We start from the raw sequence: 26,525 nt of genomic DNA on the forward strand, positions 1-26,525 counted from the left end.
AGGCTCAGGGTGCACCGCGCGCCTCAGCGTCTGATCAGGGTGGTGTCGTTGGGTCGGATGACGTTCTGGTACGGATCCACCCAGGGCGGCGGGATGTATTCGGGGTGCCCGTCGTCACCCATCCGGACGGTCCAGCCCTTCGTGTGGATGACGGTGTGATGGTGCTGGCAGAGGAGAACGCCGTTGTTCAGGTCGGTTGCTCCGCCGTCTACCCAGTGCTGGATGTGATGCGCTTCGATCCACTTCTCCGGTCTCCGGCACTCGGGGAAGTGGCCGAAGTAGCCGTCACGCTCGGCCAACGCATGTCGTTGGGAGTACGTGAACAGCCGGGTGCCCCGTCCGAGGTCGAGAACGGCGCCGTCACCACCAAGCACCACGGGGATGATCTCGGCGTCGCATGCCAACTGCCGTACCAGTGTCGCTGACAGTGGCGGCCCCGTGATCCGGTAGCCGATCAGGGCATGCCCGCCCGACCCGCCGCTTCTCTCGTCGCTTCCGCTGCCATCTGGTCCGGCCTGCGTCTTCACCTGCAGGTGCGCGGGGCCGGAGTCGGTGAGCACGGAGTTGAGGGTGCCGTACCCGAGTTTGTTGGCGAGGTCGTCGTGGTTCATCGTCACGGTGAGGCGCGGGCTGATGCTGCCGCGGGTGGGTGCGCTGGCTGCTGCCTGGGCCAGGGCGAGGAGTTCGGCGAAGGCGTCGGCATAGCGGCGTTCGCTGCTGCGCAGGTCCGGCCCATCAGGACCGGTCGGCCGAGGCCGAGCGAGCGGATCCAGGAGTGCCTGCAGGATCGCGAGGGTGGGCACGTCGAGGCGCAGGAACATGGTGCCCATCCCGTCGCGGACCGGACCGAAGCTCAACGTCCTGCTCTCCCGAGCCCGGCGCTCGTGCTCCTCCAACTGCTTCCCGATCCGGCGTTCGGCGTCCTCCGGTGCGATCACTTCGTAGAGGTGTTTGCCGGCCTTGTCCAAGTCATCGGTGTCGAGGGCCTGCGCACTGTCCAGCAGGAAGGCTTCCGCTTCCGCCCGTACGGCGGCGTCGACGTCGTTGGGGAGGCGGCGGATCGCGCGTTCGATCACCTGTGCCTGACCCAACGAGATCTCGCCCTCGGACAGAGCAGAACCGGTCGCTTGGATCGTCTGGTCTAGCGCCTTCGCGAGCCGAACTGACACCGACGCCTCACGCCGGCCCATCCGCGTCACCTGCTGCACCCAGCCCGCCGTGTTGGCGGCACCGGTCAGCTTCCTGACCTCGTTCAGCTCGGCTTGCCGCGTCAGAGACGACCGCAACGACGCCAGCCTCGCCTCGCAGACAGCGATCTCCCGTAACGCCGACTCGTACTCACGCAACGGAAGCGACAGAGTCGGGCACTCCACCGCACCTTCGATCTGCTCACCCACACCGGCAAGCCAACGCATCAACGGATGCGTCAAGCCTTCCCCGGTGTCGATGTCCATGACCAAACCCTAGACCCGACCACCGACAACAACCCCTGTAAAACAAGGGCATTCAGGCCCACCGGCGAAACTTCTATCTGACAATTCCGGGTCAACTTCCAAGCCCCCTGAAAGTCGCGCCGCAGCGGCACCCGACAGCGTCGAGGTACGAGAAGACGGGCACTGACGCACAGTCCGGTGCCCGGTTTTCCGGATCTCGGCGAAACGACGTCCGGCGCCTGGGCGAGGGCGTCCAGCAGCCCGGCGGGTCAGGCGGGCAGCAGGTCACACAGGTGGGGTACGAGGGCCAGGTCGGCGTCCAGCCAGTCGAGCTCGGGTATCTCGGTCGCCTCGACCCACCGCACCGCCCGGTGTTCCCGGGCGACCGGGACGGCTTCGGGCTCGGTCAGGCTCGCCGCATAGATCCGTAGCACCATTCGGCCGTGCCGCAGAGGCACCTCGGGACCGACCTGGTCGTGGACGACGACGCGGACGCCGAGCTCCTCCTCGCACTCGCGGACCACGGCGTCCCGGTCGGACTCACCGGGCTCGACGCGTCCACCGGGGAGCTCCCACCGGCCGGCGAGCTGCTCGGGGAACGCGCGTTGCTGTGCGAGTAGCCGCGCATCCCGGACGATCGCGGCTCCCACCACGATGACGGGTGCGGCGTCGGTCTGCTGGTGATCGGCTGGCCCGGACACACCGAGAACCCTAGCCGGGGCGCCCCCGCCCGACACGCCACCCGAAACCCGATCCGCCGAACCGCTAGACATGTGACTGATTGGTCACCTACCTTGGAGTCATGGCAGACGACGACCGGGTGTTCAAGGCACTGGCCGACCCGACTCGTCGGTTCCTGCTCGATCTGCTCTTCGCGCGTGACGGCCGCACGCTCACGGAGTTGGAGTCCGAGTTGGAGATGACGCGGTTCGGTGTCATGAAGCACCTGAAGGTGCTGGAGGAGGCCAATCTCGTCATCACCCGCAAGTCGGGCAGGGAGAAGTTGCACTTCCTGAACCCGGTGCCGATCAAACAGATCCACAACCGGTGGATCGACAAGTACACCGATCGCCAGGCGTCGGCGCTGGCCGATCTCAAGGCGGAACTGGAGAATCCGACATGACCACGACGAACGAGGCCGTCCAGATGTACCGCGTCTACATCAAGGCCACGCCCGAGGCGATCTGGGACGCGATCACCAAGCCCGAGTGGACCGAGCGCTACGGCTACACCGGCCTGGTCGACTACGACCTGCGGCCGGGCGGTGAATACAAGGTCCGCCCCACCAAGGAGTTCCGGGAGGCGAGCGAGGCCAACGGTTACTCCTGCCCCGACATCCTCATCGACGGTGAGGTGCTGGAGGCCGACCCGCCGCGCAGGCTGGTGACGACCTTCCGGATGCTCATGGACCCGACCATGGCGGCGGAGGGCTTCACCCGCATCACCCACGAGATCAAGGAGGGTGAGAACGGCGTCTGCTCCCTCACGCTCACCCACGAACTCGAGGGTGCACCGACGCTGGCCGCCATGGTCGCGGGCGCGGGTGAGGACCAGGGCGCGGGTGGTGGCCACGCCTGGGTGCTCAGCGAGCTCAAGACCCTGCTCGAGACCGGAAAGTCGTTCAACAACTGACCTCGACGACGACCCGGCGCAGGACCCGGACCGTCGACCAGGACGTCGACCAGGGCGACGACCGGGACCAACGAAGCGCCCAGCGCACCAGGCGGGGACCCGCGACGAGCGGGGTCCCCGCCTGGCCGTATCCGGCGGCCGTCCGCCGACTCCTTGACGCGTGCACGCCGTCGGTCCACGCTGGCCGGCAACGTATCTACTGGAGTAGACAACACCTGTAGACGAGGAGCGCGGTGGTCACTCGCGACGACGTTGCCCGGCTGGCCGGGACCTCCACGGCGGTCGTGAGCTACGTGCTGAACGACGGCCCGCGACCGGTCGCCGCGGCGACGCGCGCGAGGGTGCTGGCGGCGGTCGCCAAGCTCGGCTACCGGCCCAACGGCGTGGCCCGCTCGTTGCGGGCGAAGCGCACCCGCGTCCTCGGTCTGCTCGTCCCCGACAGCTCCAACCCGTACTTCGCCCGCCTCGCCCGCGCCGTCGAGGACGCCGCCTTCGCGAGCGGTCACGCCGTCGTTCTCGGCAACGCCGTGGACGACGTGGAGCGCGAGCTCGCCTACGTACGGACGTTCCTGGAGAGCCGGGTCGACGGTCTCCTCTACATCCCGGCCGCCTCGACGAGCCCGAGCATCGAGGAGTTGGCGCGTTCGAAGGTCCCGACCGTCGTCCTCGACCGGACGGTCGCCGGCCTGTCCGCGAGCAGTGTCACGGCGGACAACCGCGTCGGCGCCCGGATGGCGACGCGCCACCTGCTCCAGCACGGCCATCGCCGAATCGCCTACCTCGGCGGTCCCGCCCACCTGTCGACCGCCCGCGACCGCCGCAGGGGCTGGGCCGACGCGATGCGTGGCGCGGGCCTGTCGGTCGAACGCCCACTGTCGGTCGCGGGAGCCTTCGACCGGGAGACGGGCTACCACGGCGCGCTGGCGCTGCTGACCCGCGACCCGGCGCCCACGGCGGTCTTCGCGGCCGCGGACGAACTCGGAGTCGGCGCGATGCGGGCGGCGTTCGAGCTGGGCTGGAAGGTACCGGACGACGTCGCGATCATCTCCTTCGACGGTGTGGCGGAAGCCGCGGCATACACCGTCCCGTCCCTGTCCTGCGTACGCCAGCCGGTCGAGACGATGGGACGTCGGGCGATCGAGATGTTGCTCGACCTCATCGCGGGTACCCAGAGCACCCACCGCGCCGAGGTGGTCCCCGTCGACCTGGTCGCTCGGGGCACCTGCGGCTGCCCCGAGAAGCCAGCTTCCGCGCACCGGCAGGACCCGACCCCGAGCACACGACCCGAACCGAGCACACGTCCCGAGCTGAGCGCACGACCCGAGCCGAGCACACGACCCGACCCAGCGGTACGACTGAACCAGCAGGAGGCCAGCGATGCATGACGCGATCGACCTACGGGAGCTCGCGGAGTGGGAGCTCATCCAGCTCCGCGAGACCGGGTTCGACGTGAGCGAGGAGGAACGCCGGTTGGCCGAGCTCTCGCCCGGTACCGCGGAGGAGTTGGGCGCGCTCCTCGACGACATGGCGGCGAGGTCGGACCGGACCGGATGGTCCTACGTCGAGCCGACCGCGTGGGACGAGCTGGCCGGCACGCTGACCCTGCCGAAGGCCTCGGCGCCTCCGACCGGTGAGGTGCTCGCCGACCGGATCCTCGGCGCCTGGCTCGGCCGGGTCGCGGGCAACATGCTCGGCAAGCCCGTCGAGTGGGGCGACCACTGGACCCCGGCGCACCTGCGTTCCTACCTCGAGCTCGCCGGCGCGTGGCCGCTCGACGACTACATCCCCCTGATGGACCCGGTGCCCGAGGGCTACCGCATCCTCCCGAACTCCTCCCAGACCACGCGCGGCAACGTGCACGGCAGTTCGCGTGACGACGACGTCGACTACACCGTGCTCGGCCTGCACCTGCTGGAGAAGCACGGTCCAGACCTCACCCCGCACGACGTCGCGGACGCGTGGCGGCTGCTGCTGCCGTTGCACCAGACCTACACCGCCGAGCGGGTGGCCTACCGCAACCTCGCCTACGGCCTGCGTGCCCCGGAGACGGCGACCTACCGCAACCCCTACCGCGAGTGGATCGGCGCGCAGATCCGCGGCGACGCGTTCGGGTACGTCTACCCCGGCGACCCGGCCAGGGCCGCCCGGCTCGCCTACCAGGACGCCGTTCTCTCCCACGTCGCCAACGGCGTGTACGGCGAGATGTGGGCGGCGGCCCTGGTGGCGGCGGCGTTCACCGCGAGCTCGCCCCGCGAGGCGCTCGAGGTGTCCTGCGCCGTCGTACCACCGCAGTCCCGGCTGACCGAGGCCCTGCGCGACGTCCTCGACATGCACGAGCGCGGACTCAGCTGGGAGGAGGCCCGGGCCGGCATCGGCGAACGCTACGGCCAGTACAGCTGGATCCACACGATCAACAACGCCGCTGTCGTCGCGGCCGGTCTCCTGTGGGGTGACGGCGACTTCACCCAGACCATCGTGCTGACCGTTCTCGGCGGCCTGGACACCGACTCCAACGGCGCGACGGCGGGCTCGGTGGCGGGCGTCCTCGCCGGGGCCAAGGCCATCCCGTCGCACTGGGTCGACCCGCTCGAGGACCGGCTGCGCAGCGCGTTGTTCGGATTCGACGGTTCGCGGATCTCCGAGCTGGCCGCGCGTACGACCCGGCTCGCGGAGACGTTCGGATCGAACTGAGAGCACACCCAACGAGGACAGGGCGCCGCGGCTCCGGAAAGGAACCCACGTGGAACGCAAGGACACGTTGACCAGACGTCATCTTCTGCGCACCTCCGCCACCGTGGCCGCGGCCGCCACCCTCGCCGCGTGCTCGTCGGGTGCGGACGGTCGAAGTGACGGGCCCACCCGCGCCGGCGCCAGCGCGAAGCCGAACGCCAAGGGCTCGTTGACGAAGCAGCCCGCGGTGCCGGCCGACCTCAGGGAGGCGCCGATGCTGGCGGCCCGGGTCAAGGCAGGCGACCTGCCCGCCCTGAAGCAGCGGCTGCCCGAGAACCCCTACGTCGTACCGCACCGGTGGTTGTCGCCCGGGAAGTACGGTGGCAACCTGCTCCTCAACACCCCGAGCACCGACGACGGGTCGACCAAGGAGTTCATGTACGGCCACTCGCCCCTGCGGTGGTTGAACGACGGGCTCGACATCGGTCCCGGACTCGTGGAGAGCTGGGAGCCGAACGCCGACACCTCCGAGTGGACGCTGCACTTCCGGCCGGGCCTCAAGTGGTCCGACGGGCAACCGTGGACGACGGCCGACGTCATGTACTGGTGGGAAGACCTCGTTCTGAACAAGGAACATCCCGAGGTCCCACCCGACGACGTACGGTCCGGGACGAACTCGGTCGCGAAGCTGTCCGCGCCCGACGAGCACACCCTCGTGCTCACCTTCGACGCACCCGCGCCGATCCTGCCGGAGCGCCTGGCCGCTTGGGTCAAGCGCGGCAACGGCGCGACCTGGATGCAGCCCAAGCACTATGTCGCGCAGTTCCACCCGAAGTACAACAAGAAGATCACCAGCGAGGAGTGGTTCAACACCCACGACGACCGGGCCGACTGGGCGCGCAACCCTGCCTGTCCGACGATGACCGGGTGGCGGCTCACGTCCTACCAGGAGGGTCGCAGCCTCGTCTTCGAACGCAATCCCTACTACTGGTGCGTCGCCCCCGACGGTGCGCAGCTTCCCTACATCGACACGATCACCGTGAGTGCGGTGACCGACCCGCAGGTGCGCAAGCTCCAGGTGACCGAGGGCCGGGTCGACTACTGTCACGGGCCGTTCGTGGGGATCGGGCTGCCGGACGTCTCCGCGCTCAAGCAGGCGACCGAACGCAGCGGCATCGACGTCGTGTTGTGGAACTCCGGCTCCGGCACCGGGACGCTCTTCTTCTTCAACTACGACTATCCCGAAGAGAAGATGCGCACGCTGATCCGGAACCCGAAGTTCCGCCAGGCCCTCTCCCATGCCTACGACCGCGACGAGGTACGCAAGAGCGTCTACTTCAACACCGGTGAGAAGACGACGGGCACCACCCATCCCTCCGCCTACGAGTACCTCGTCAACGACGACGGCCGTCAGATGTATCAGCGCTGGCGCGACTCCTACCTGGCCTACGACCCGGAGAGGGCGAAGTCGATGCTCGACGAGATCGGCGTCGTCGACCGGGACGGCGACGGACTGCGGGAGATGCCGAACGGGTCGAAGCTCCGGATCACCCTCGACTACGCCGCCGACGCCGACCGGACGAACATCCAGAAGAACGACGTGATCAAGAAGAACTGGCTGGCCGTCGGCATCTCGACCGAGCTGAACCCGGTGCCGCCCACGACCTTCGGGGAGCGCTGGGAGGCCGGGCAGCTCATGTCGTACACCACCTGGGAGGTCAGCGACACCCCGCTCATCTACCCGGCGCCGGTCGTGCCGGTCCCGCCGGCTCACTGGGCGCCGCTGCACACCCAGGGCTTCACCCTGCAGACGGCCGACCCGGACAAGCTGCGGACGCAGGCGAACGAGGACCCCTGGAAGCGCCAGCCGCCCTGGCTGCTCGCCGAGGAGGGCACCCCAATCGACCGGTTGTGGAAGCTGTATGCGCGGGTGCGGGTCGAGACCGACCGGATGAAGCAGGTCCAGCTGCTCTGGGAGATCTACAAGGTGCACGTCGAGGAGGGGCCGTTCTTCATGGGCTGCGTGGCCGAGGCGCCGCAGGTCACCGGCGTGCACCGGGACCTGCGCAACGTTCCCGCCCGGGAGAACCTCGTGTCCGGCGGCTGGGTGAACGCCTGGACCCACCCGACCCCCGCGGTCTACGACCCGGAGGCGTACTACTGGAGCAACCCCGACCAGCACACCTGAGTGCGTCCCGCAGCCGTGCTGGTTCGCTGACCGGTCCGCGATACCGGTCTAGCGGCGAGGTGCCCGTCCTTGATGGGATGGGCGGGTGCCCGCGACCGGAGGAGACACCACGTCCAGTTCACATACGACCGCCGGGACACCCCCGGCCGATCGTCGACCCGGATGGATCCGGTCCAGGCCACTCGCGGTCACCAACGCGAGCTACGCGGCGCTGTACGCCGTCGACGGTGCGCTGCTGCCCTTCTTCTCGGTCTACCTGGCCTTCGTCCATGGCCTGAGTACGGCACAGATCGGCTTCGTCCTGGCGGCATCCAGCATCGCGGCGGTGCTGGCCCCGCCGATCCTCACGGTCGCCGCGGACCGCTACGGGCGTGCCGAACTGCTGCTCCTGCTGGCGCTGGTGGGATCGGCCGCCGCCCTGCTGGTGTTCGCGTTCGTCGGCGGCTACTGGTGGATCCTCGTCGTCTACACCGTCTTCAGCATGGCGCGAGAACCCACGCGTCCGCTGCTCGACGGCATCTTCTTCGCCTCCCAACGCGTCATTCCGGTCCTGGCCCGGGTCAGCTACCACAAGGTGCGGATCTGGGGCACGTTCGGCTACATGGTCCCGGGCGTGCTGCTGTACTTCGTCCTCACCGACGAGCACTCGTTGTGGCTGCTCCCGCTGGTGGCCGGCGGGCTGGCGGTCGCCGCGATCGTCACGGCGTACGTCCTGCCGACCGGGCTGGCGGCCGGACTCGGCGGCCCGGCCGCGCCCACGCACGGGTCCGGGCCGAGCCTGCGGGACCTGGTTCGCGCCGCGGGAAGCCTGCTGCGCGGACGTGCGACCGCGTTGTTCGTGCTGTCGATGTTCCTGCTGCAGGCGTCGGTGACGGCGTACTCCGCCTTCTACCCGCTCCAGGTCACCGAGGTCGTCGGGCTGTCCCCACGCTGGCTCGGCCTGGTGACCAACCTCGGCGTCCTCGTCGAGCTCGCCTACATGGCGGCGTTCGGCTGGTTCGTACGGCGGCTGGGCTGGCGCTGGCTGATGGTCCTCGGTTCCGGCGCGGCGGCGATCCGGGTCGGGTTGCTGGCGGCGTTCCCGACGATCGGCGTGGTCGTGGGTACGCAACTCCTGCACGGCATGGTGATCATCGTGTCGATGGTCGCGGGCCGGGTCATCCTGGACCGGCGCGCACCGGACCAGATCCGGCACACCGCGCAGGGCCTGTACGCCATGATCGTGCTCGGCGGCGGTCGCATCGTGGGGAGCGCGCTCGGTGGGCTCGTCGCCGACGACGACCTCTCGCTCGCCTTCTGGAGCGCCGCGGTGGCCGCCGCGTTGGCGATGCTGGGGCTCGCACGGGCGCTGCGGGAGGAGCCGAACTCAGGACCCGACGGAGCGGACGGTCCGGACGGCCCCGACGCGCGGCGATCCGAGCCGCGGCCCGCCGCTGTCAGGAGTTCCGAACGGGAAAGCTGAGCTCGGCCGCGAGGCGCTGGGCCGCCTGCTGGAGAAGCGGCGCCGCGTCACTGACAAGATCGTCGGTCATGCGGGCGGCTGGTCCGGACACCGAGATCGCCGTCGGCGTGGGCGGTCCGGGCACCGTCACGGCGACGCAGCGCACGCCGACCTCCTGCTCGCCGTCGTCCACGGCGTACCCACGCTCGCGGATCTCGGTCAGCTCGCGCAGCAGCGCGCCCGGATCGGTGAAGGTACGTGGGGTGAGGGTGCGCATACCGGTACGCCGGAGAACGGCGCTGGCCTCGTCGTTCGTCATCTGGGCGAGGAGTGCCTTGCCTACGCCCGTGCAGTGCAGGGCGACGCGGCGTCCGACCTCGGTGAACATCCGCATCGAGTGCCGGGAGGGCACCTGGGCGACGTACACCGCCTCGTCGCCGTCCAGCAACGCGAGGTTGGCGGTCTCTCCGAGCGCGTTCATCAGCTCCTCGAGCCGGGGACGCGCCCAGGAGCCGAGCATCCGGCTGGCGCTGTCACCGAGGCGGATGAGGCGCGGGCCGAGGGCGTAACGTCTGGACGGCTCCTGGCGGACGTAGCCACCCGCGACGAGCGTGCGAAGGAGTCGGTGGATGGTAGGCGCGGGGAGGCCCGAGGAGGAGGCGAGCTGGCTGAGAGTGACCTCGCCGCCGGCGTCGGCCATGAGTTCCAGAAGCTCGAGCGACCGCTCGACCGACTGCACGGCCCCCGTCGCTGGGGCGGCCACGTCGGACTCGCTGTTCTTCCGCATGGCGAAACCCTAGTGGCCTCTGCATTCGGACGGACATTCGTCTTGAAGATTCCGCATGACGAAAAATATCATCCACAATGAAGAAGAGATAGAAGGGGTGGTGCAGGTGCCGCAGGGTGTCGTGGTGACGGGAGAGGTCGACGAGCGCGGTCAGGAGATCCTGACCGACGAGGCGCTCGAGTTCGTGGCGCAGCTGCAGCGACGTTTCGGTCTTCGACGCGACGAACTCCTCGCCCGCAGGAGCGAACGCCGCGCCGAGGTCGCCCGGACCGGCCGGCTCGACTTCCTGCCCGAGACGAAGGAGATCCGCTCCGAACCCGCCTGGCGCGTGGCGCTGGCCCCCCGGGACCTGGTCGACCGTCGGGTGGAGATCACCGGCCCGACCGAGCGGAAGATGACGATCAACGCCCTCAACTCCGGCGCCCAGGTCTGGCTCGCCGACCTCGAGGACGCCAACACCCCGCACTGGGCCAACGTCGTGGGTGGCCAGGTCAACCTCGCCGACGCGGTTCGCCGGACCGTCTCCTTCAGCTCCGAGGACGGCCGGGAGTACAGGCTGCGAGACGACGCCCGGCTCGCGACCATCGTCGTACGGCCGCGCGGCTGGCACCTCGACGAGCGGCACGTGACCGTCGACGGCAAGCCGATCGTCGGCGCGCTGCTCGACTTCGGGCTCTACTTCTTCCACAACGCGAAGGAACTGCTGTCGCGGGGGAGCGGACCGTACTTCTACCTCCCCAAGATGGAGAGCCACCTCGAGGCGCGGCTGTGGGCGCAGGTCTTCGCCTTCGCTGAGGAGCAGCTCGGCATCGTTCGCGGCAAGGTGCGCGCGACCGTGCTGATCGAGACGATCCCCGCGGCGTTCGAGATGGAGGAGATCCTCTACGAGCTCCGCCACTACGCCTCCGGCCTGAACGCCGGCCGCTGGGACTACCTGTTCAGCGTCATCAAGTACTTCCGGGACGCGGGTGCGTCCTTCGTGCTGCCCGACCGTAACGCCGTGACCATGACCGCGCCGTTCATGCGCGCCTACACCGAGTTGCTGGTGCGTACGTGCCACAAGCGCGGCGCCTTCGCGATGGGTGGCATGGCGGCGTTCATCCCGAGCCGGCGCGATCCCGCGATCAACGAGACCGCCCTCGCGAAGGTGCGGGCCGACAAGGAGCGCGAGGCCGGCGACGGGTTCGACGGCTCCTGGGTCGCCCACCCCGACCTCGTTCCGCTGTGCGAGGAGGTGTTCAGCGCCCGCCTCGGCTCCCACCAGAACCAGCTCTCCCGGCTGCGCGAGGAAGTGAGCGTGACCGCCGACGAGTTGCTCGACATCTCCGCGACGCCGGGCGAGGTGACCGAGGCCGGTCTGCGCAACAACGTCGCCGTCGCGCTGCGCTACCTCGCGTCCTGGCTGGGCGGTGGCGGTGCCGTCGCCATCTTCAACCTGATGGAGGACGCGGCCACCGCGGAGATCTCCCGGTCCCAGATCTGGCAGTGGATCCGCAACAGGACCAAGCTGGACACCGGCGACGTCGTCGAGGCCGACCTGGTGCGCCGGATCGTCGAGGAGGAGGTCGCCGGGATCCGCAGGGAACTCGGCGAGGAGGCCTTCGCGGCCAGCAGGTTCACCCAGGCGCGGGAGCTCTTCGAGCGCGTGGCCCTCGCCGACGACTACGAGGCGTTCCTGACGCTTCCGGCGTACGAACTGATCGACTGAGGCGCCCGTGGGGTGGCCGGCCCGACCGTCCACCCCACGTCGTCAAGGCTCTGTCGCGGCCGTGGTCGTGGGGCGAACCGTCGCCCCGTGGCCACGACTGCGGTCGTAGGGTGGGCTGGTTGGTTCGGTCGGTGCGGGTTGGGTCATCGAAGGTTGGGTCATCGAAGGTTGGGTCATCGAAGGTTGGGTCATCGAAGGTTCGGTCGTCGAAGGTTGGGTCATCGAAGGTTCGGTCGTCGAAGGGTGGACGTATGAGGGTCGTCGTCATCGGGGCCAGCGGTCACATCGGTTCCTACCTCGTACCGGCGTTGGTCGACGGCGGGCACGACGTCGTCACGGTCAGCCGGGGTCAGCGCGAGCCCTACCGCCGCGCGTCGGTGTGGAACCGGGTCGAGCGCGTCGTCGCCGACCGGGCCGCCGAGGACGCAGCCGGTACGTTCGGGAAACGCATCGCCGACCTCGCGGCCGACGTCGTGATCGACCTGATCTGCTTCGAACCCGAGTCCGCCCGCCAGTTGGCGGAGGCGTTACGGGGAAGGGTCCAGCACCTGCTGCACTGTGGGACCGCGTGGGTGCACGGGCCGAGCGTGCAGGTCCCGACCAGCGAAGATGCGCCACGCCGCCCGTTCGGTGACTACGGGGTCAAGAAGGCGGCCATCGAGGCGTACCTCCTCGACGAGGCGCGCCGTGGCCAGCTTCCCGCGACGATCCTGCACCCGGGCCACATCGTGGGGCCCGGCTGGCGTCCCATCAACCCGGCTGGCAACCTCGACCTGACAGTCTTCGCCCGCCTCGCCCACGGTGAGGAGGTGCTGCTGCCCAACCTCGGGATGGAGACGCTGCACCACGTGCATGCGGACGACGTCGCGCGGTCGTTCCTGGCCGCACTGGAGCACCGTGCCGCCTCCATCGGGGAGAGCTTCCACGTGGTCTCCCCAGCGGCACTGACCCTGCGCGGATACGCCGAGTCCGTCGCGGGCTGGTACGGCCAGCAGGCATCGCTCGCCTTCGCGCCGTACGACCGCTGGAAGGAGACGGTCGACCCGGACGCCGCCCGCGCCACGTGGGACCACATCGCCCACAGCCCGAACTGCTCGGTCGCCAAGGCCGCCGCGCGACTGGACTGGCGTCCGATCCACACGTCGCTGGACTCGGTGTACGAGGCGGTCGCGTGGCTCGGCGCGCGGGGCGACCTGCCCGCTCTCGACTGAGCGTTGCCGCCGCGTCCGGACGGCCGCGACGGTCTCCGGCAGGGTCCGGACCCTCTTGTCAATGGACCGTTGACGGATGGTCGACGGAGCTCCCTGGTCGGCGAACGTCGTTTCGGCGAGGTCCGGGAACCCGGGCACCGCGCCGCGCCCGCACCATGTGCGAGTCGGCCCCTCAGCGCAACGGGTTCGTCTTGCCGAACGCACGGATCGCGTCGACGGTCTCGGCCGGAAGGGGTTCTTCGGCGGCGGCGACGTTGGCGCGGAGCTGTGCCACGGACTTCGCGCCCGGGATGACGGTGGAGATCTCCGGTTGGGCAAGGACGAAGCGGAGGGCGGCCTGCGCCATGCTCAGTCCCTCGGGTACCAGCGTCCGGAACTCCTCGACCGCGCCGGCGCGGCGGCGGATGTCCTCCTCCGACCACCAGTTGTCGCGATCGTCGCCCGCGAAGCGGCTGCTCGCGTCATACTTCCCCGACAGCCACCCGGACGCGAGCGGCGTCCGCACGATCACGCCCACGCCGGCCTCGGCGGCTTCCGCGATGACGTCAAGCTGACCTTGCTCCAGGGCGTTGATGTTCGTCTCGATCACACTGCTACCGGTCGTCTCCAGGATCCGGCGGAGCTCGTCGGCACTGCTGGCACGATCCGCGACACCGTAGGCGCGCACCACACCGGCGTCGACCAGTCGCTGAAGGATTTGGTAGTGCGGAACGGCCGTGCCGTCCATCAGGTCGAACGGCGGACTGTGGATCAGGAGCACGTCAAGGTAGTCCGTACGCAGCCGGGACAGGCTCAGCTCCACGGCCTCCTCGATGCGGTCGGCTGAGTGGTCCTCCTGGTAGCCAGGAGCCCAGAACCCGAACTTCGTGCAGATCACGGCCTGGTCGCGCCGACCTTCGAGCGCCCGCCCGAGGTACTCCTCGCTGCGACCGTCGGCGTACGGCGAAGCGGTGTCGACGAAGGTGCATCCGAGCTTCAGCGCCTCGTCGACGATCCGGAGGGACTCCTCCTCGCCCGGACCCGACCATTCCCACCGCGCGCCGAGCTGCCAGGCGCCGAGGCCGATCTCACTGGCCTGGAGGCCGGACCGTCCCAGCGGTCGCTTCCTCAGTGTCATGCCCGCAATCTAGGAGCCAGTCGGCTGCCCGCCCCGGTCCGCTCGGCGCGCGTTCGCCCAGACCAATCCAGACCAATCGGGATTCCAGTCGGAATCCGTGGCGCAGACGATCGCTCAGGTACGCGTCCGGTGCTTCTCCGGCGTTCGCCAGCTCTCCGCGTGCCGCGCGGCGCGGTCGCGCAGGCTCATGACGTCCGCCAGTTGGATGCAGGCGCGTTCGATCTCCTGGTAGGTGCGGTTGCGTTCGGCGACCAGCGCGGCGAGCAGCAGGCCGGTCAGCGCGGCGGAGGTGTTGAACGCCTGCAACGTGATGAGTTTCGCGAACTGGTCGATCCCCGCGAACGGCCCCGTTCCGCCCTCGGCCGCGAAGGTCACCACGAGGGAAGCGACCAGGACGCACGGGGCGGCGCCGGAGAGCTGGAAACGCCAAGCGGCCCAGAACAGGAACGGGAAGACGAGGAAGAGGACGTCGAAGCTGCTCCGCGTCCCGAGCATGGCCACCAGAAACGTCCCGGCCAGAAGGAGGATCGCCTCGACGACCCGGGCCGGTCGGACCCGCGACGGCTGGTACATCCTGTGCAGCATCCGTCTCACGAACCTGTACAGCAACAACACCACGGGGGTGATGACGAGGATCCCGGTCGCGTTGCCGACCCACCAGACGAACCACGTGCTCCCGTAGCTTCGCGCCAGCTCGTCGTGGCTGACCACGAGGAGGCCGGCGCCCACGCTCGCGCTCACCGTCATGGCGATGAATGCGCCCAGGAAGACCAGGGCGAGAGCGTCCCGGAGACGGTTGAGCTCGACCTGGAACCCCACCCGGCGCAGCAGGTAGCAGGCGAGTACGGGTGCGAGTGAGTTGCCGGCGGCTAGCGCGATACACCCGGGTAGCGGCAGACCGATCGAGAGACCGACGAGAAACCCACCGATGGCGATTCCGGGCCATATCCGCCAACCGAGCAGCAGCAGCGCCCCCAGGGCGACGCCGGTCGCCGGCCAGAATGGCGTGAGGTGCCCCCGGAGCAGTTGGTCGAGCAGCCCCAACTCACCGGCCCCGAAGTAGACGGCGGCGACGCAGACGTTCCACAGGGCCGCCGTGGCATATCGCCGGACGTGGGATGGCACGCTAGCCACGCTACGCGCGATGGCAAGGGCGGCCGCGACCTGACCCCGCGCCGAACCGCCCGTGATCTACCTGAGCGCGCCCTAGGGTCGTCGGATGGGGAGGCGGAGGTGGGACTGGCGAGGCCCGGGCCAGCGGTTGGGCCGGCTGCTGGGCCGCCTACGGCTCCGCTGGCTGCACGCGCCCCTCCTGGTGCCGCCGGTCGCCGTGGTCGTGCTCGGTGCCACGTGGGGTCGCCATCTGGGCCTCGGGGCGCTGCTGGTCGTCGTCGCGCTCGCCCTGGTGGCGGCGGTGATCGCCGCCGTCCACCACGCGGAGGTCGTGGCTCACCGGGTCGGCGAACCGTTCGGCACGCTGATCCTCGCCGTCGCGGTCACCGTCATCGAGGTCGGGTTGATCGTGATGCTGATGACCTCCGGCGGCCCCGGCACGTCCTCGCTGGCGCGCGACACCGTGTTCTCCGCCTTCATGATCGTCTGCAACGGCGTGATCGGCCTGTGCCTGCTGGTCGGAGGTCTTCGACACCGCGTGGTGGAGTTCCGGGTCGAGGGGGTGACCGGCGCGCTCGCCACCCTGAGCGCGGTGGCGACGCTGGCACTGGTGCTGCCGTCCTTCACCACCAGTACGCCCGGACCGACCTACTCGACGGCGCAGTTGGCGTTCGCCGGTATCGCGGCATTGACCCTGTACGGCGTGTTCGTGTTCGTCCAGACCATCCGTCACCGCGACTACTTCCTGCCCGTCCCGACCGAACCGACTTACCGCGCCGGAGCCCGCCCGGACGACGAGCACGCAGCCCCGCCCTCCCCGCGAAGTGCGTTGCTCAGCCTCGGCCTGCTCGCGGTCTGCCTGGTCGTCGTCGTCGGGTTGGCGAAGACCGTCTCACCCTCGATCGAGAGCGGGGTCGCCGCGGCCGGAGCACCGCAGACGGTCGTCGGTGTCGCCATCGCGTTGCTGGTCCTGCTGCCGGAGACGGTGGCCGCCGTCCGCGCCGCGCTTCGCAACCGGATCCAGACCAGCCTGAACCTCGCCCTCGGTTCGGCGCTCGCGAGCATCGGGCTGACGATTCCCACCATCGCCTTCGCCTCGGTCTGGCTGCCCGGCACGCTGGTGCTCGGGCTCGGCGCCACCCAGATGGTGTTGCTCGCCCTCACCGTCGTGGTCAGCGTGCTCACGATCGCGCCCGGACGAGCGACCCTCATGCAGGGAACCGTCCACCTCGTGATCTTCGGCGCGTTCCTCTTCCTCGCGGTCACGCCGTAGGGCCTCAGACCTCGGTGACGTTGTCCTCACTGAGGATCTTGGTCGGCGAGATCCGCAGGAGGAGTGTCCCTTCGCCGGCGTTGAGTCGACCGTAGTGGTCGGCCTGCTCCGGGCCGACGTACCGCTCGGCGTTGCGGGTGGACCAGTACAGCGTCTGCTCGGGGTCCTCCGTGGTGGAGACCTCGGCGTCCATCAGGACGAAGGAGAACGGTGGCCGGTCGTCGTCGACGCAGACGGAGACCCGCGGGTCGCGGAGTATGGCCCGACCTTTCACCGAGTCCCGGGGGGTGACCGTCATGAGGTCGGGTCCGTCCATGACGAACCACACCGGTGTCACGTGTGGACGGCCGTCGCGGCGAACGGTGCCCAGCCGTGCGGTGCGGGTGCCTTCGGTGAGGAATTCACGACACTGTCTTTCGCTCATCTGGCCCATGAGGGTCTCCCTTTGTTCCCACTCTTGTCCAATTCTTCGTCTCAACTCCATTTCCGCATTGCCTGCCGCGTGGTCCGCGAAGGCCACGGCTACCTGGAGAATCGCACGGCAGCAATGAACTGTCCGGCGATTCCGGTGGTGCCGGGAAGCCCGAACTGTGGCCGGGAAATGGACTACCGAAGAATTCGCGACGATCAAACACTCGTATGGGATAGGACTGTGCCAGGACGTCGCGAATCGCGGGCCGGGTACAAATGTGGGCACAAATGTTCCACAAATGCACTGCAGAACACACGGACAGAAATGTAGGCGCAACAACGTCACCGTCGGGGCGGACGTATGTTCGTGGCCGTTGGTGCGGGTGGAGAAATGAGCCATGGTGCAGAGCGCGGATGAGGCCAGGTTACTCATTTACTCCCAGGACGGACTCGGGCTCGGTCACCAGCGGCGTACGACACATGTCGCCAACGAGTTCCTGCGGGCCCACCCGGGCGCCAGCGTGTTGACGGTTTCCGACTCACCGCTCGGCCGGTTCTTCGCGTCGTCGGGCACCCACGACTACCTGAAGCTGCCCTCGTTGCGCAGGGCCGGACCCGGCCTGTGGCGCCCGCTTTCGCTGGCGTCGCCGTTCGACGACGTGCTCGCACTGCGACGCGACCTGATCCGGGTGGCGGCGCAGAGGTTCCGGCCGGACATCCTGCTGGTCGACCACCACATGCCGAACGGCCTGATGGGGGAGTTGCTCCCCGCGCTGGAGGCGGTCCGGACCACTCCGGCGCGTGTGGTGCTCGGTCTGCGGGACATCCTCGACGCGCCCGAGACGGTGCAGCGTCGGTGGCGGCTCGAGGGGGCGTTCGAGGCGATCGAACGCCACTACGACGACGTTCTGGTCTTCGGGTCGCGCGAGGTGTACGACCTGGCCGCGGAGTACGACTGGCCCGAGGTGGCCGCGAGGCGTCTGCGTTACTGCGGATACGTGGGCGCGGCACCCTCGCCCACGTCGGCGGCGGAGATCCGCCGCATCTACCTGCGTGAGGAGACCGGGCCCCTGGTCCTCGCGCTCGGCGGTGGTGGTGCCGACGCCTATCCGCTGTTCGACGCGCTGCTCCGTTCGGTCCCGGCTCTCCTCGCGCGCCGGCGGTGCACGTTCGTCCTCATCACCGGGCCCCTCCTGCCGAAGGCGGAGCGGCTCCGGTTGCTCAGCCGTGCCCGCGATCTCCCGGTCCACGTGCTCACCCGGGTCGACGACGCCACCCCGTACGTCGGAGCGGCCGACCTCGTGGTCGCGATGGCCGGCTACAACACCGCGGTCGAGATCCTCAGCCAGCAGACGCCCGCCCTCCTGGTGCCGCGCAGCGGGCCGAGCGCGGAGCAGCAGATGCGGGCGCGGTCGTTCGCCGAGCGGGGCTGGGTGCACTGGTTGCCCCCGGACCAACTGGCGGCGCAGGCGCTCGCCGCCGCGGCCGCGACGATCCTGGCCGGGTCGGCGCCGACGCCGGCGAGCGCGCCGGACCTGGGTGGCCGTGAGGTGGTCGTCGAGCGGCTCCGGTCGGGACTGGGGCACGTGCGGCAGGCCGCCGGCGCGCTGGTCGAGGGGTGATCGTGGCCAGTGTCTCGCCGCCCGCGTCCGGGCAGATCGCCCGCCTCGTCGCCGGCCACCGCGGCCTGGAGGGTGTCCGCCGTGCGGTCACCGACCCGTTCGCGTACGGGTTCGGCCCGCTGCTCGACCACTGCCTGCCCAACCGGTCCCGCCGACTGGCGCCGATGCTGGTGCGGTCGAAGTACCTCCCCGGACGCACGCTCACGGCGTACTACACCCTCGCGACCGGGAACCACCGCTACGCCCCGCGCCACCTCGCGCTGACCTGGTCCGTGGTGCCACCAGACCTCGACGGGCTCGCGCTGCTGGAACGCGAAGCGGACGTCCGCGGCCTGGTCGAACCCTTCAGCCGGCTGGTCGCCTCCACACCGGACGGCTGCCTCACCCTGCTCCTCGCGCCGATGGATCCGGCCTTCCCACGGCTGGTGCGCCTGTCCGAACCCGGGTACGTCACCTCGACGGCGGCGAGCCTGGCCGGTCGCCGTACGACGAGTGAACGTGAGGTACGAACGGTCCGGTACCGCCCGGGCCGGCGGCACGTGCTGCGCGTGACGACCACCGAGCCGATCGGGATCGGGTCAGCTCACGACCCGGTCCTCGGTGAGGGCGGATCCGGCGCGGCGATCGTCAAGCTGTACCGCGACGGGGCGGGCACCCGGCCGATCGCGGTGGCCGCCGCGCTCGACGCCGCGTTGACCGCGGCGCTGCCGGGCGTCCGACCGGCGCGCTCGATCGGGTACGTCGAGGCCGACCAGGCGTCGTGGTGGACGGCCGAGGACGGCGAGCCGGTGTGGCGCCGGCTGTCCGACCTGCGGGCGGCCGGTCTGCTCCGCCGGATCGGGCAGGCGCTGCGGGTGGTGCACGAGGCGGGGCCCGTCCCGGCGGACGCGGCCTGGCCCTGTCCGCTCCCGTCGTTCCCGCGCACCCCGCCGTTGCCGAGGTACGACGCGTTCGCGGAGATGGCCGCCACGGCTCGGGCGGCTGAGCACATCCGCGGCCTGCTCCCGCAGGTGGGCGCCCGGATCCGGGACGTGATCAGCCAGCTCGGCGACGGTCTGGCCGCCCGCCCGGCCGAGCCCGCGACCCTGATCCACGGCGACCTGACGTGTGAGAACGTCCTCGTCGCCGGCGACGAACTCCGCCTCATCGGCCTCGACCGCGCCTGCATCGCCGAGCCCGCCCTCGACCTCGGCACCTTCGTCGCCGACCTGTGGTGGTGGTGCGCGTCGCTCGGCGTGGACGCACGGCCGGCGGTCGCGGCGTTCGTCGACGGCTACGGACCCTGCGACCGCGTCCGGCTGGCGCGGGCGCACGGCCTCGCGGTGCTGTTCCATCTCAAGCTCGCCGCCCGGCGGATCCCGATCCACCACCCCGAATGGGCGCACCACGTCATCCGGGCGGTCCGGCTGGCGGAGGACGCCGTGGTCGGAGGTCCGCGATGACCGCGGCGGCGCCGGCCGTGCCGCCCGGGTCGCCGCTCGCCGACCTGGACCCCGCCCTGCCGCACCTGGCCGAGGTGGTCGCGACGATGACCGCGGAGCTGGCCGCGACACCCGGACGTACCCCCTTCCACGCGCACTGGACGCCGGGCGAACGCTGCGTCCTGACCTACCGCCCGGCGTCCAGCGGCGAGCCCGCCACCTTCGTCGTGTGCGAGGTGACACCGGGCGGCTCGACCCGGCGCGACTTCCGGGCGGACCCCGCGCTTCCTGGACTGGGCACCGCCACCGACGCCGCCGCGGTGCGCGACCTGCTCGGCACCCGGCTGGCCGGCGGGACCATCCAGGACTGCGTCGTCGAGCCGGTGCGCTACCGGCCCGGGTCGCGCTGCGTGCTGCGGTACCAGATCACCGACGGCACCGGTGGGCACGAGCTGTACGCCAAGGTGGTCGGGGCGGACGCCGGCCTCGACGTTCCGGTCGCCCTGGACCAACCGGTCGCCCTGGACCAACCGGTCGCCCTGGACCAACCGGGCGCCGTCGACGAGCCGCTGGCCCTGGACGAGCCGAAGCGCCGGTTGTTGCCACGCCTGGTCGGCGCCTGGCCCGAACACGGCCTCCTCGTGCACGAGGCGGCCGAGGGGCGCGACCTCGCCGCCGTACTCCGCGACCCGGCCGTGCCCCCGCGTACCCGGGTGCGGCTCGCGTACCGGCTCGGCAGTCTGCTGGCCCGACTCCACGCCGGGCGCGTCGCGGCACCCGTCCGCACCGGAGCCGACTCGCTGCGGGACGTCTCAGCGTCCCTCTCCGCCGTACGCCAGGCCGATCCGCACGCCGCCCGACGGCTCGCGACCGTCCTTGATCGGCTCACCTCCTGGCTCCCCGCGTCCGGCGGCCAGGTGCTCACGCACGGCGCGTTCCGGCCCGCGCAGGTGGTCGTCGCCGCCAACCGGCTGACCCTGCTCGACCTGGAGGACGCCTGCCGCGGCGACGCCGAGCGGGACCTCGGCACCCTGCTCGCGCACCTGTTGTGGCAGTGGGTACGCCAGCCCGGCGAGCGTTCCACCACCGAGGCGGCCGGCCGTGCCTTCGTCGCCGGTTACGAGCGACGTGCCGGCCGGGTCGACCCCGACGTCCTGCTGTGGTGGCGGAGCCTCGCCCTGGTGTCGCTCGCGGCCGGCCGCTACCGCCGGCTCGAGGTGTCCAGCTGGCCGCGGGTTCCGGCGCTGCTCGACTGCCTCGAACGACTCGTCGCCGCGGTGCCGGTCCGGACGTCGGCGCCACTGGCCGCCCAGCTACTCGACCGGCAGGCCATGACCCGGGCGTTGCGGCCCGAGCTCGCGCCGGTCGCCGCCGAACCCGCGGGCCTGGACGTGACGGCCGCGCGGCTGATCCAGCACGCGCCCGGTCGGCGCACGGTCCTGCAGTACACCGTCCGCGGACTACGCACCGGCGCGCCCACGCAGCTCATCGGCAAGCTGTTCGCCCAGCCGCACCGCGCGGCACTCGCGGCCGCCAACCTGCGGGCGCTTGCCGACGGGCCGTTCAAGGGTCGCGGCGCGCTTCGCGTACCCGAGCCGCTCCCGTCACCGCTGGAGCGCGGACTGCTCCTCTACCGCCGCTGCGCCGGTGTCCCGCTGGACCGGCTGGAGGGCATGGTCGCGCTCGCGGGTGTCCGCGCCTCCGCGCGTTGGCTGGCCCGACTGCACGGGTCCGACGTCGTCCTCACCCGGCGGCTCGACCTGGCGACGGAGTGCGCCACCGGCCGGGGCTGGGCGAGCCTGGTCGCCGACCGGGAGCCGGACCTGTTCGGGCTGGCCTGGCGGCTGGCCGACGGGTGGTCCGGCGCCGCGCAGGCCGCAGCACCGGCGCCCTACGTACCGATCCACAAGGACTTCCACGCGGGCCACGTGCTGGTCGACGACACGGTGACCGTGATCGACCTGGACGAGGCGCGGATGGGCGACCCCGCGCTCGACCTGGCGCACTTCTGCGCCTACCTCGACCTGTCGGTCGGGTCGGGACGCGCGGCGGGGCTTCGGCGGGCGTTCCTCGAGGAGTACGCCACCGTCGCCGGCCGGCCGGACGCGGTACGCATCGCGCTCTTCGGTGCGTACGCCTGGCTCAAGATCGCGAAGCGACTCGTCATGGGCATCGGGCCGCACCGGTCACTGGAACGGCCGGCGCGCACTCGTGAGGTGGCCCGCGCACTACAGAGGGGGCTGGCATGCCTGGACACGTGATCATGGTCGTGCGCAGTTGGCCGCGCCAGTCCCAGAGTTTCATCGTCGATGAGGTCGTGGCGATGGAACGTCGGGGGCTCGAACTCACCATCGTCAGCCTCGCCCGCTCTGGTGAACGTCGCCGCCATCCCCAACTCGACGCGATGCGGGCCATGGTGCTCTTCCTGGACGCGGCGGGGGCGAACGCCCGGTGGACGCGGATCCTCGAGCACACCCGCGCCCTCGCCGGCGCACCCGGGCGCTACCTGCGGACACTCGGCTACGCGTGGCTCCATCCGCGGCTGAGTCGGGGCTACTCCACCTACTCGACCATCCGCTGCTTCGACCACGCGGTCGCCGTGGCCGGGCTCGCGTTCCGGCTGCGGCGTTCGGGTGCGGGGGCGCCGCACATCCACGCGCACTTCGCGCACGATCCCGCGCTCGTCGGCATGCTGGCCAGCCGGCTGACCGGACTGACGTTCAGCTTCACCGCCCACGCGGAGGACCTCTACCGGATACCGCCGGCCAGTCTCCTCGCCCGGGTCACCGCGGCGAACGCCGTGGTCACCTGCTGCCAGGCCAACGCCGCCTACATCGCGAGGAACGTCCCGCGCACGGTGCGGCCGCCGGTGCGGGTCATCCACCACGGTGTCGAGCTGGATCGCTTCCGCCCCGCCCGTCGTCCGGCCCGCCCCGACCTCACCCTCGTCTCGATCGGCCCACTGACGGAGGAGCACGGGTACGTCGATCTGCTCCGCGCCTGCGCCGCGCTGGCGGAGTCCGGCCACCGCTTCACCTGCGAGGTGTACGGCGACGGCCCGTTGCGGCGCCAGCTCATCGAGCTCAGCGTCGGCTTCGGGCTGGCCGGTCAGGTCTCCTTCCGCGGCGAACGCAGCCGTGACGAGATCGGACGGGTACTCGCGGGCGCGGACATCTTCGTCGTGACGCCTGGTGGCGCGACCGACGACGACGCGGACGGCCGGCCGAACGTCGTCCTCGACGCGATGGCTAGTGGCGTACCGGTCGTGACCACCGCCATCGCAAGCCTCTCCGAACTCGTCCGGTCGGGCCAGAACGCCCTGGTGGCCCCGCCCGGAGACGTGGAGACCATCGCCGCCCACCTCGCCGCGCTGCTCACCGAGCCGGCGTTGCGGCGGCGGATCGGGGAGGGTGGGCGGCACACGGTCGAGGCGCGTTACGACGTCGAAGCCGCGGCGTCCGCCCTGGAGACGGTTTTCGGAACACGCACATCGCTTCCCGCGGAGGTGGCTCCATGACGCAGGCTCCCGAGTTCACACCGGCGCACCCGGCGCCGTCGGCGTCCACGGTCGTCACCGACCCCGAGGCGCCTTCCTCGGGCGCCGCCGAACCCGAGGCGCCCGCCGTGGTCGGTTCGGCGGGCCAGGCGTTCGCGGAGCACGACCCGCGGCCGGGTGGTCGCGTCGGCGGGCCGGTCGAGCGCGAGTCCGACAGGTTCGCGGAGGCTCTCCAGGCCCGGGTGATGGGACCGCGGCTCGGCGCGGCGCTGGCCGCCGGTCCGGGCCGCGACCAGCTGGTGCACGGACGTGGCGAGAACTCGGCCGGCCAGGTGGTGGACGCGCACTTCGACCCGGGTCGGCGAGCATGGGTGCTCTACCGACACGCGGGCCGGCTCGTCCGCGGCGACCTGGTTCTCGACGACCCGGGCTCGGCCGACGGAGCGGGCCAGGCCGACGGAGCGGGCCAGGCCGACGGACCAACGGCGTACACCGACGGCCACCTCCCCGTCGTCGCCCCCGGCGTACGACTCGCGGTCTTCCCATCCGATCCGGACCTGCCGACCCTGGCCGGCGCCGTGGACTCCTCGGTCCTCGCGGTGCGGCTGCGGGCCGTCCTCGGTCGGGCTGCGGACCCGGGTGCCCGCCGGTGCTGGGTGCGCCCGCTGCGTTACCGGCCCGGTCAGCGCGCGACGCTGGGGCTCGACTTCGCACCGAGCCGGCTGTCGTACGTCGCGAGGGTCTACGCCGACCCGAACCACGCGATCGCGGTGGCCGCCGTGAGCCGGTCCCTCGCGGCGGCCGCGGAGCCGAAGGGTGTCCTGCGGATCGCCCCCGCCGTCGCCCTCCTGCCCGATCTCGCGACCCTGGTCCACGCCGCCGTCGGTGGGGTGCCACTCGACCAGCTGTGGTCCTCCCGGCAGGCGCGAACGGCGTCCGCTCCGGCGCTTCGGGAGGGCGTCCACCGCGCGGCCCGGGCGCTCGCCGAGCTGCACGTGGCTCCCGTGGTCGGCCCACCCGCCGCTCCGGTGCGGCACGAGCTGCACGGCTTCGGGGAGCGCGCCGCTCGGATCGCGGTCGTCGACGGAGCACTCGGCACATCGCTGGCCAGGGTGGCCGAGCGACTCCTGCGTACCCAGGACGCGTTCATCCGTTCGGGCGCCGGGACGGTCGGACTCGTGCACGGTGCCTGCACGCCCCGCAAGTTCCGGCTCAACGGTCGCCGGATCATCCTGCTCGACCTCGACCACCACGGTGTCGCCCACGTCGCGAGCGACCTCGGCACGTTCCTCGCGTCGCTCGCCGTGCAGGAGGTGCGACACCGGCTGCGTGGCGGCGGTGCCTCCTACTCCGAACGGCTCGCCCGGCTCGGGGCGGAGTTCCTCGCCGCCTACCTGGGTGCCCGCGGTGACTCCGATCCGGCCGCGGTCGGCGAAGCCAGGTGGTGGACGGCGGTCGCGCTCGAACGTTCGGCGCTGCGCGCCTTCGCCCGCGCACCCTGGTCACCGTTGGCCGGGGCGCTCGTCGAGCGGGCACACGGGTGCCTCGACCAGCTGGACAAGACGGCTGTCCACGTCGATCGGTCAGGTGATCGATAGGGTGGGGAGGTTGTCGAGAAGGAGATGGTCGTGAGCGAGTCGAACAACTTTAACGACAAGGTCATCGCGGAGTTCCGGGCGAACGAGGGCAAGGTGGGCGGACCTTTCGAGGGCAAGCCGCTGCTGCTGCTCCAGACGACCGGTGCGAAGTCCGGACAGCAGCGGATCTCGCCGCTGGTCTACCTCGCCGACGGCGACCACATCGTCCTCTTCGGTTCGAACGCCGGCCGCCCGCGACACTCCGCCTGGTACCACAACATCCTGGCCAACCCGTCGGTGACGATCGAGATCGGCACCGACAAGTACGACGCCACCGCCTCGGTCGTGACCGGCGAGGAGCGCGAGCGGCTGTGGAAGGCGCAGGTCGCCGTGGCTCCCTACTTCGCCGACTACCAGGCCAAGACCGACCGCGAGATCCCCGTCATCATCCTCGAGCGCACGGGCTGAGTCTCAGCCCGGCGGGCGGTCGCGTCAGTGGACCGGACGGTAGGCCGAGAGTACGAACGACGCGGTGACCTCCACGCCCCCGCGCAGTGCCGCCAACCTCGCTCGACGATCGCCGCGGTCGAGGTGGTGGGCGTTCGGCCCCATCTGGACCAGCCGGCGGACGTCGTCGGCGTCGAGCGCGAGTTCGACGGAGAGCGGCTCACGGTCGACCAGCCGGAACCTCCCGGCCAACGCCGTGTCGACCTGGTCCAGCTTGTCCTCCTGGATCCCGAGCAGGTCGACCCACGCCCGTAGCTCGGCGAGGTGGTCCTGCGTGGGCGTGACCACCGCGAGCGTGCCCTCCGGGGCGAGCACCCGGTGGAACTCGTCGGGATTGCGTGGCGCGAAGACGTTCAGGATCGCCGCCGCCGAACCGGTCCGCAGCGGCCAGGGCTGCCAGACGTCCCAGCCGATCGCCGCGGCGCGCGAGTGGGCGCGGGCGGCTCGGCGCAGCCCGGCGGTCGAGGAGTCGAGCGCCAGCCCGACCGCCTCGGTCAGGTGGTCGAGCACGACGGCGAGGTAGTAGCCCGTTCCGGCCCCGGCGTCGACAACGAGACCGCCGCCGGGCACGAGGCGGGCCACGAGGGCTGCCAGGTTGTCGGCCAGGGCCGCGTAGTGGCCGGCCGCCAGGAACTCCGACCGGGCCGTCGCCATCTCGGTCGAGTCGGCCAGCGGTGTGCGGGGCCGCGCGCCCAGGAAGTTGACGTAGCCCTGTCGGGCGATGTCGAAGCTGTGGCCGGCCGGGCACCGCAGTGCGGTCGGGCTCTGGGTCAGCGACTCGCCGCACACCGGGCAGGACACCGCCCGTACGACCGCGGGCGGCAACCGGTCGCCGCCCTCGCGCGTCATGTGCGGCGTACGGATGTCGTGCTGCCCTGCCACGGACTCCCCAGACGGATCGGTCGACAAGGATCGGTC

Annotated in this window: 22 protein-coding genes; 15 read left to right on the plus strand and 7 right to left on the minus strand. The window is 70.8% G+C overall.

Annotated features, from left to right (window positions below):
* Window positions 1-23 precede the first annotated feature (23 nt).
* Window positions 24-1,454, minus strand: coding sequence for an HNH endonuclease signature motif containing protein (locus HEB94_RS16825; RefSeq protein WP_192750773.1), 1,431 nt, complete (start codon window positions 1,452-1,454; stop codon window positions 24-26).
* 248 nt (window positions 1,455-1,702) lie between these two features.
* Complete coding sequence (locus tag HEB94_RS16830; RefSeq protein ID WP_337917734.1) at window positions 1,703-2,134, minus strand: (deoxy)nucleoside triphosphate pyrophosphohydrolase; 432 nt, start codon at window positions 2,132-2,134, stop codon at window positions 1,703-1,705.
* 101 nt (window positions 2,135-2,235) lie between these two features.
* On the opposite strand from HEB94_RS16830, the gene HEB94_RS16835 reads away from it, so the two are divergent.
* The 6 genes from HEB94_RS16835 (at window position 2,236) to HEB94_RS16860 (ending at window position 9,385) form a co-directional block, all read left to right on the plus strand.
* Window positions 2,236-2,556, plus strand: coding sequence for an ArsR/SmtB family transcription factor (locus HEB94_RS16835; protein WP_192750775.1), 321 nt, complete (start codon window positions 2,236-2,238; stop codon window positions 2,554-2,556).
* Window positions 2,553-3,065: an SRPBCC domain-containing protein gene (locus HEB94_RS16840; protein ID WP_192750776.1), complete on the plus strand. Its 513-nt coding sequence runs from the start codon at window positions 2,553-2,555 to the stop codon at window positions 3,063-3,065. The genes HEB94_RS16835 and HEB94_RS16840 overlap by 4 nt, the downstream gene beginning before the upstream one ends.
* Before the next feature lie 233 nt (window positions 3,066-3,298).
* Window positions 3,299-4,450 carry a substrate-binding domain-containing protein gene (locus HEB94_RS16845; protein ID WP_192750777.1) on the plus strand — a complete coding sequence of 384 codons (1,152 nt, stop codon included), beginning with the start codon at window positions 3,299-3,301 and terminating at the stop codon, window positions 4,448-4,450.
* Window positions 4,443-5,756 (plus strand): ADP-ribosylglycohydrolase family protein, encoded by a 1,314-nt coding sequence (locus HEB94_RS16850; RefSeq protein ID WP_202896388.1) that lies wholly within the window; start codon window positions 4,443-4,445, stop codon window positions 5,754-5,756. Before HEB94_RS16845 ends, HEB94_RS16850 begins: the two co-directional genes overlap by 8 nt.
* Before the next feature lie 49 nt (window positions 5,757-5,805).
* Window positions 5,806-7,923, plus strand: coding sequence for an ABC transporter substrate-binding protein (locus HEB94_RS16855; RefSeq protein WP_192750778.1), 2,118 nt, complete (start codon window positions 5,806-5,808; stop codon window positions 7,921-7,923).
* Between the two features lie 85 nt (window positions 7,924-8,008).
* A complete protein-coding gene (locus HEB94_RS16860) occupies window positions 8,009-9,385 on the plus strand; it encodes an MFS transporter (RefSeq protein ID WP_192750779.1) in 1,377 nt (458 codons plus the stop codon).
* Here HEB94_RS16860 and HEB94_RS16865 read toward each other — a convergent pair.
* Window positions 9,360-10,151 (minus strand): IclR family transcriptional regulator, encoded by a 792-nt coding sequence (locus tag HEB94_RS16865; protein WP_192750780.1) that lies wholly within the window; start codon window positions 10,149-10,151, stop codon window positions 9,360-9,362. The genes HEB94_RS16860 and HEB94_RS16865 overlap by 26 nt on opposite strands.
* Before the next feature lie 55 nt (window positions 10,152-10,206).
* On the opposite strand from HEB94_RS16865, the gene aceB reads away from it, so the two are divergent.
* Both aceB and HEB94_RS16875 read left to right on the plus strand, forming a co-directional pair.
* Window positions 10,207-11,859, plus strand: coding sequence for a malate synthase A (gene aceB / locus HEB94_RS16870; protein WP_192750781.1), 1,653 nt, complete (start codon window positions 10,207-10,209; stop codon window positions 11,857-11,859).
* 251 nt (window positions 11,860-12,110) lie between these two features.
* On the plus strand, window positions 12,111-13,070 hold the full coding sequence (locus tag HEB94_RS16875) for an NAD-dependent epimerase/dehydratase family protein (RefSeq protein ID WP_192750782.1): 960 nt from the start codon (window positions 12,111-12,113) through the stop codon (window positions 13,068-13,070).
* A gap of 172 nt (window positions 13,071-13,242) precedes the next feature.
* Here HEB94_RS16875 and HEB94_RS16880 read toward each other — a convergent pair whose 3' ends face one another.
* Both HEB94_RS16880 and HEB94_RS16885 read right to left on the minus strand, forming a co-directional pair.
* Window positions 13,243-14,187: an aldo/keto reductase gene (locus HEB94_RS16880; protein ID WP_192750783.1), complete on the minus strand. Its 945-nt coding sequence runs from the start codon at window positions 14,185-14,187 to the stop codon at window positions 13,243-13,245.
* Between the two features lie 114 nt (window positions 14,188-14,301).
* On the minus strand, window positions 14,302-15,312 hold the full coding sequence (locus HEB94_RS16885; protein ID WP_192750784.1) for an MASE1 domain-containing protein: 1,011 nt from the start codon (window positions 15,310-15,312) through the stop codon (window positions 14,302-14,304).
* 94 nt (window positions 15,313-15,406) lie between these two features.
* Between HEB94_RS16885 and HEB94_RS16890 the strand changes: the two genes are divergently transcribed.
* The gene (locus tag HEB94_RS16890) at window positions 15,407-16,573 is read left to right on the plus strand and encodes a calcium:cation antiporter (protein ID WP_192750785.1); all 1,167 of its coding nucleotides are present in this window, start codon (window positions 15,407-15,409) and stop codon (window positions 16,571-16,573) included.
* Between the two features lie 4 nt (window positions 16,574-16,577).
* On the opposite strand, the gene HEB94_RS16895 is transcribed toward HEB94_RS16890, so the two are convergent.
* A complete protein-coding gene (locus HEB94_RS16895) occupies window positions 16,578-16,997 on the minus strand; it encodes a PPOX class F420-dependent oxidoreductase (RefSeq protein WP_192750786.1) in 420 nt (139 codons plus the stop codon).
* A 385-nt stretch (window positions 16,998-17,382) separates the two neighbouring features.
* Between HEB94_RS16895 and HEB94_RS16900 the strand changes: the two genes are divergently transcribed.
* From HEB94_RS16900 to HEB94_RS16925, 6 genes are read left to right on the plus strand one after another with little or no spacing between them, the layout of a single operon-like run.
* A complete protein-coding gene (locus HEB94_RS16900) occupies window positions 17,383-18,606 on the plus strand; it encodes a glycosyltransferase family protein (protein ID WP_192750787.1) in 1,224 nt (407 codons plus the stop codon).
* 2 nt (window positions 18,607-18,608) lie between these two features.
* Window positions 18,609-20,048: a phosphotransferase gene (locus HEB94_RS16905; protein WP_192750788.1), complete on the plus strand. Its 1,440-nt coding sequence runs from the start codon at window positions 18,609-18,611 to the stop codon at window positions 20,046-20,048.
* A complete protein-coding gene (locus HEB94_RS16910) occupies window positions 20,045-22,288 on the plus strand; it encodes a phosphotransferase (protein WP_192750789.1) in 2,244 nt (747 codons plus the stop codon). The genes HEB94_RS16905 and HEB94_RS16910 overlap by 4 nt, the downstream gene beginning before the upstream one ends.
* Window positions 22,273-23,544 (plus strand): glycosyltransferase family 4 protein, encoded by a 1,272-nt coding sequence (locus tag HEB94_RS16915; RefSeq protein WP_192750790.1) that lies wholly within the window; start codon window positions 22,273-22,275, stop codon window positions 23,542-23,544. The genes HEB94_RS16910 and HEB94_RS16915 overlap by 16 nt, the downstream gene beginning before the upstream one ends.
* The gene (locus tag HEB94_RS16920) at window positions 23,541-25,121 is read left to right on the plus strand and encodes a hypothetical protein (RefSeq protein WP_192750791.1); all 1,581 of its coding nucleotides are present in this window, start codon (window positions 23,541-23,543) and stop codon (window positions 25,119-25,121) included. The genes HEB94_RS16915 and HEB94_RS16920 overlap by 4 nt, the downstream gene beginning before the upstream one ends.
* A 30-nt stretch (window positions 25,122-25,151) precedes the next feature.
* Window positions 25,152-25,568, plus strand: a complete 417-nt coding sequence (locus HEB94_RS16925) for a nitroreductase family deazaflavin-dependent oxidoreductase (RefSeq protein WP_337917735.1) — start codon at window positions 25,152-25,154, stop codon at window positions 25,566-25,568.
* Between the two features lie 24 nt (window positions 25,569-25,592).
* Here the strand turns inward: HEB94_RS16925 and HEB94_RS16930 are convergent, their stop codons facing one another.
* The gene (locus HEB94_RS16930; RefSeq protein ID WP_202896389.1) at window positions 25,593-26,489 is read right to left on the minus strand and encodes a putative RNA methyltransferase; all 897 of its coding nucleotides are present in this window, start codon (window positions 26,487-26,489) and stop codon (window positions 25,593-25,595) included.
* Window positions 26,490-26,525 lie beyond the last annotated feature (36 nt).

This window comes from Actinopolymorpha pittospori, from assembly GCF_014873875.1.
Lineage (GTDB): Bacteria > Actinomycetota > Actinomycetes > Propionibacteriales > Actinopolymorphaceae > Actinopolymorpha > Actinopolymorpha pittospori.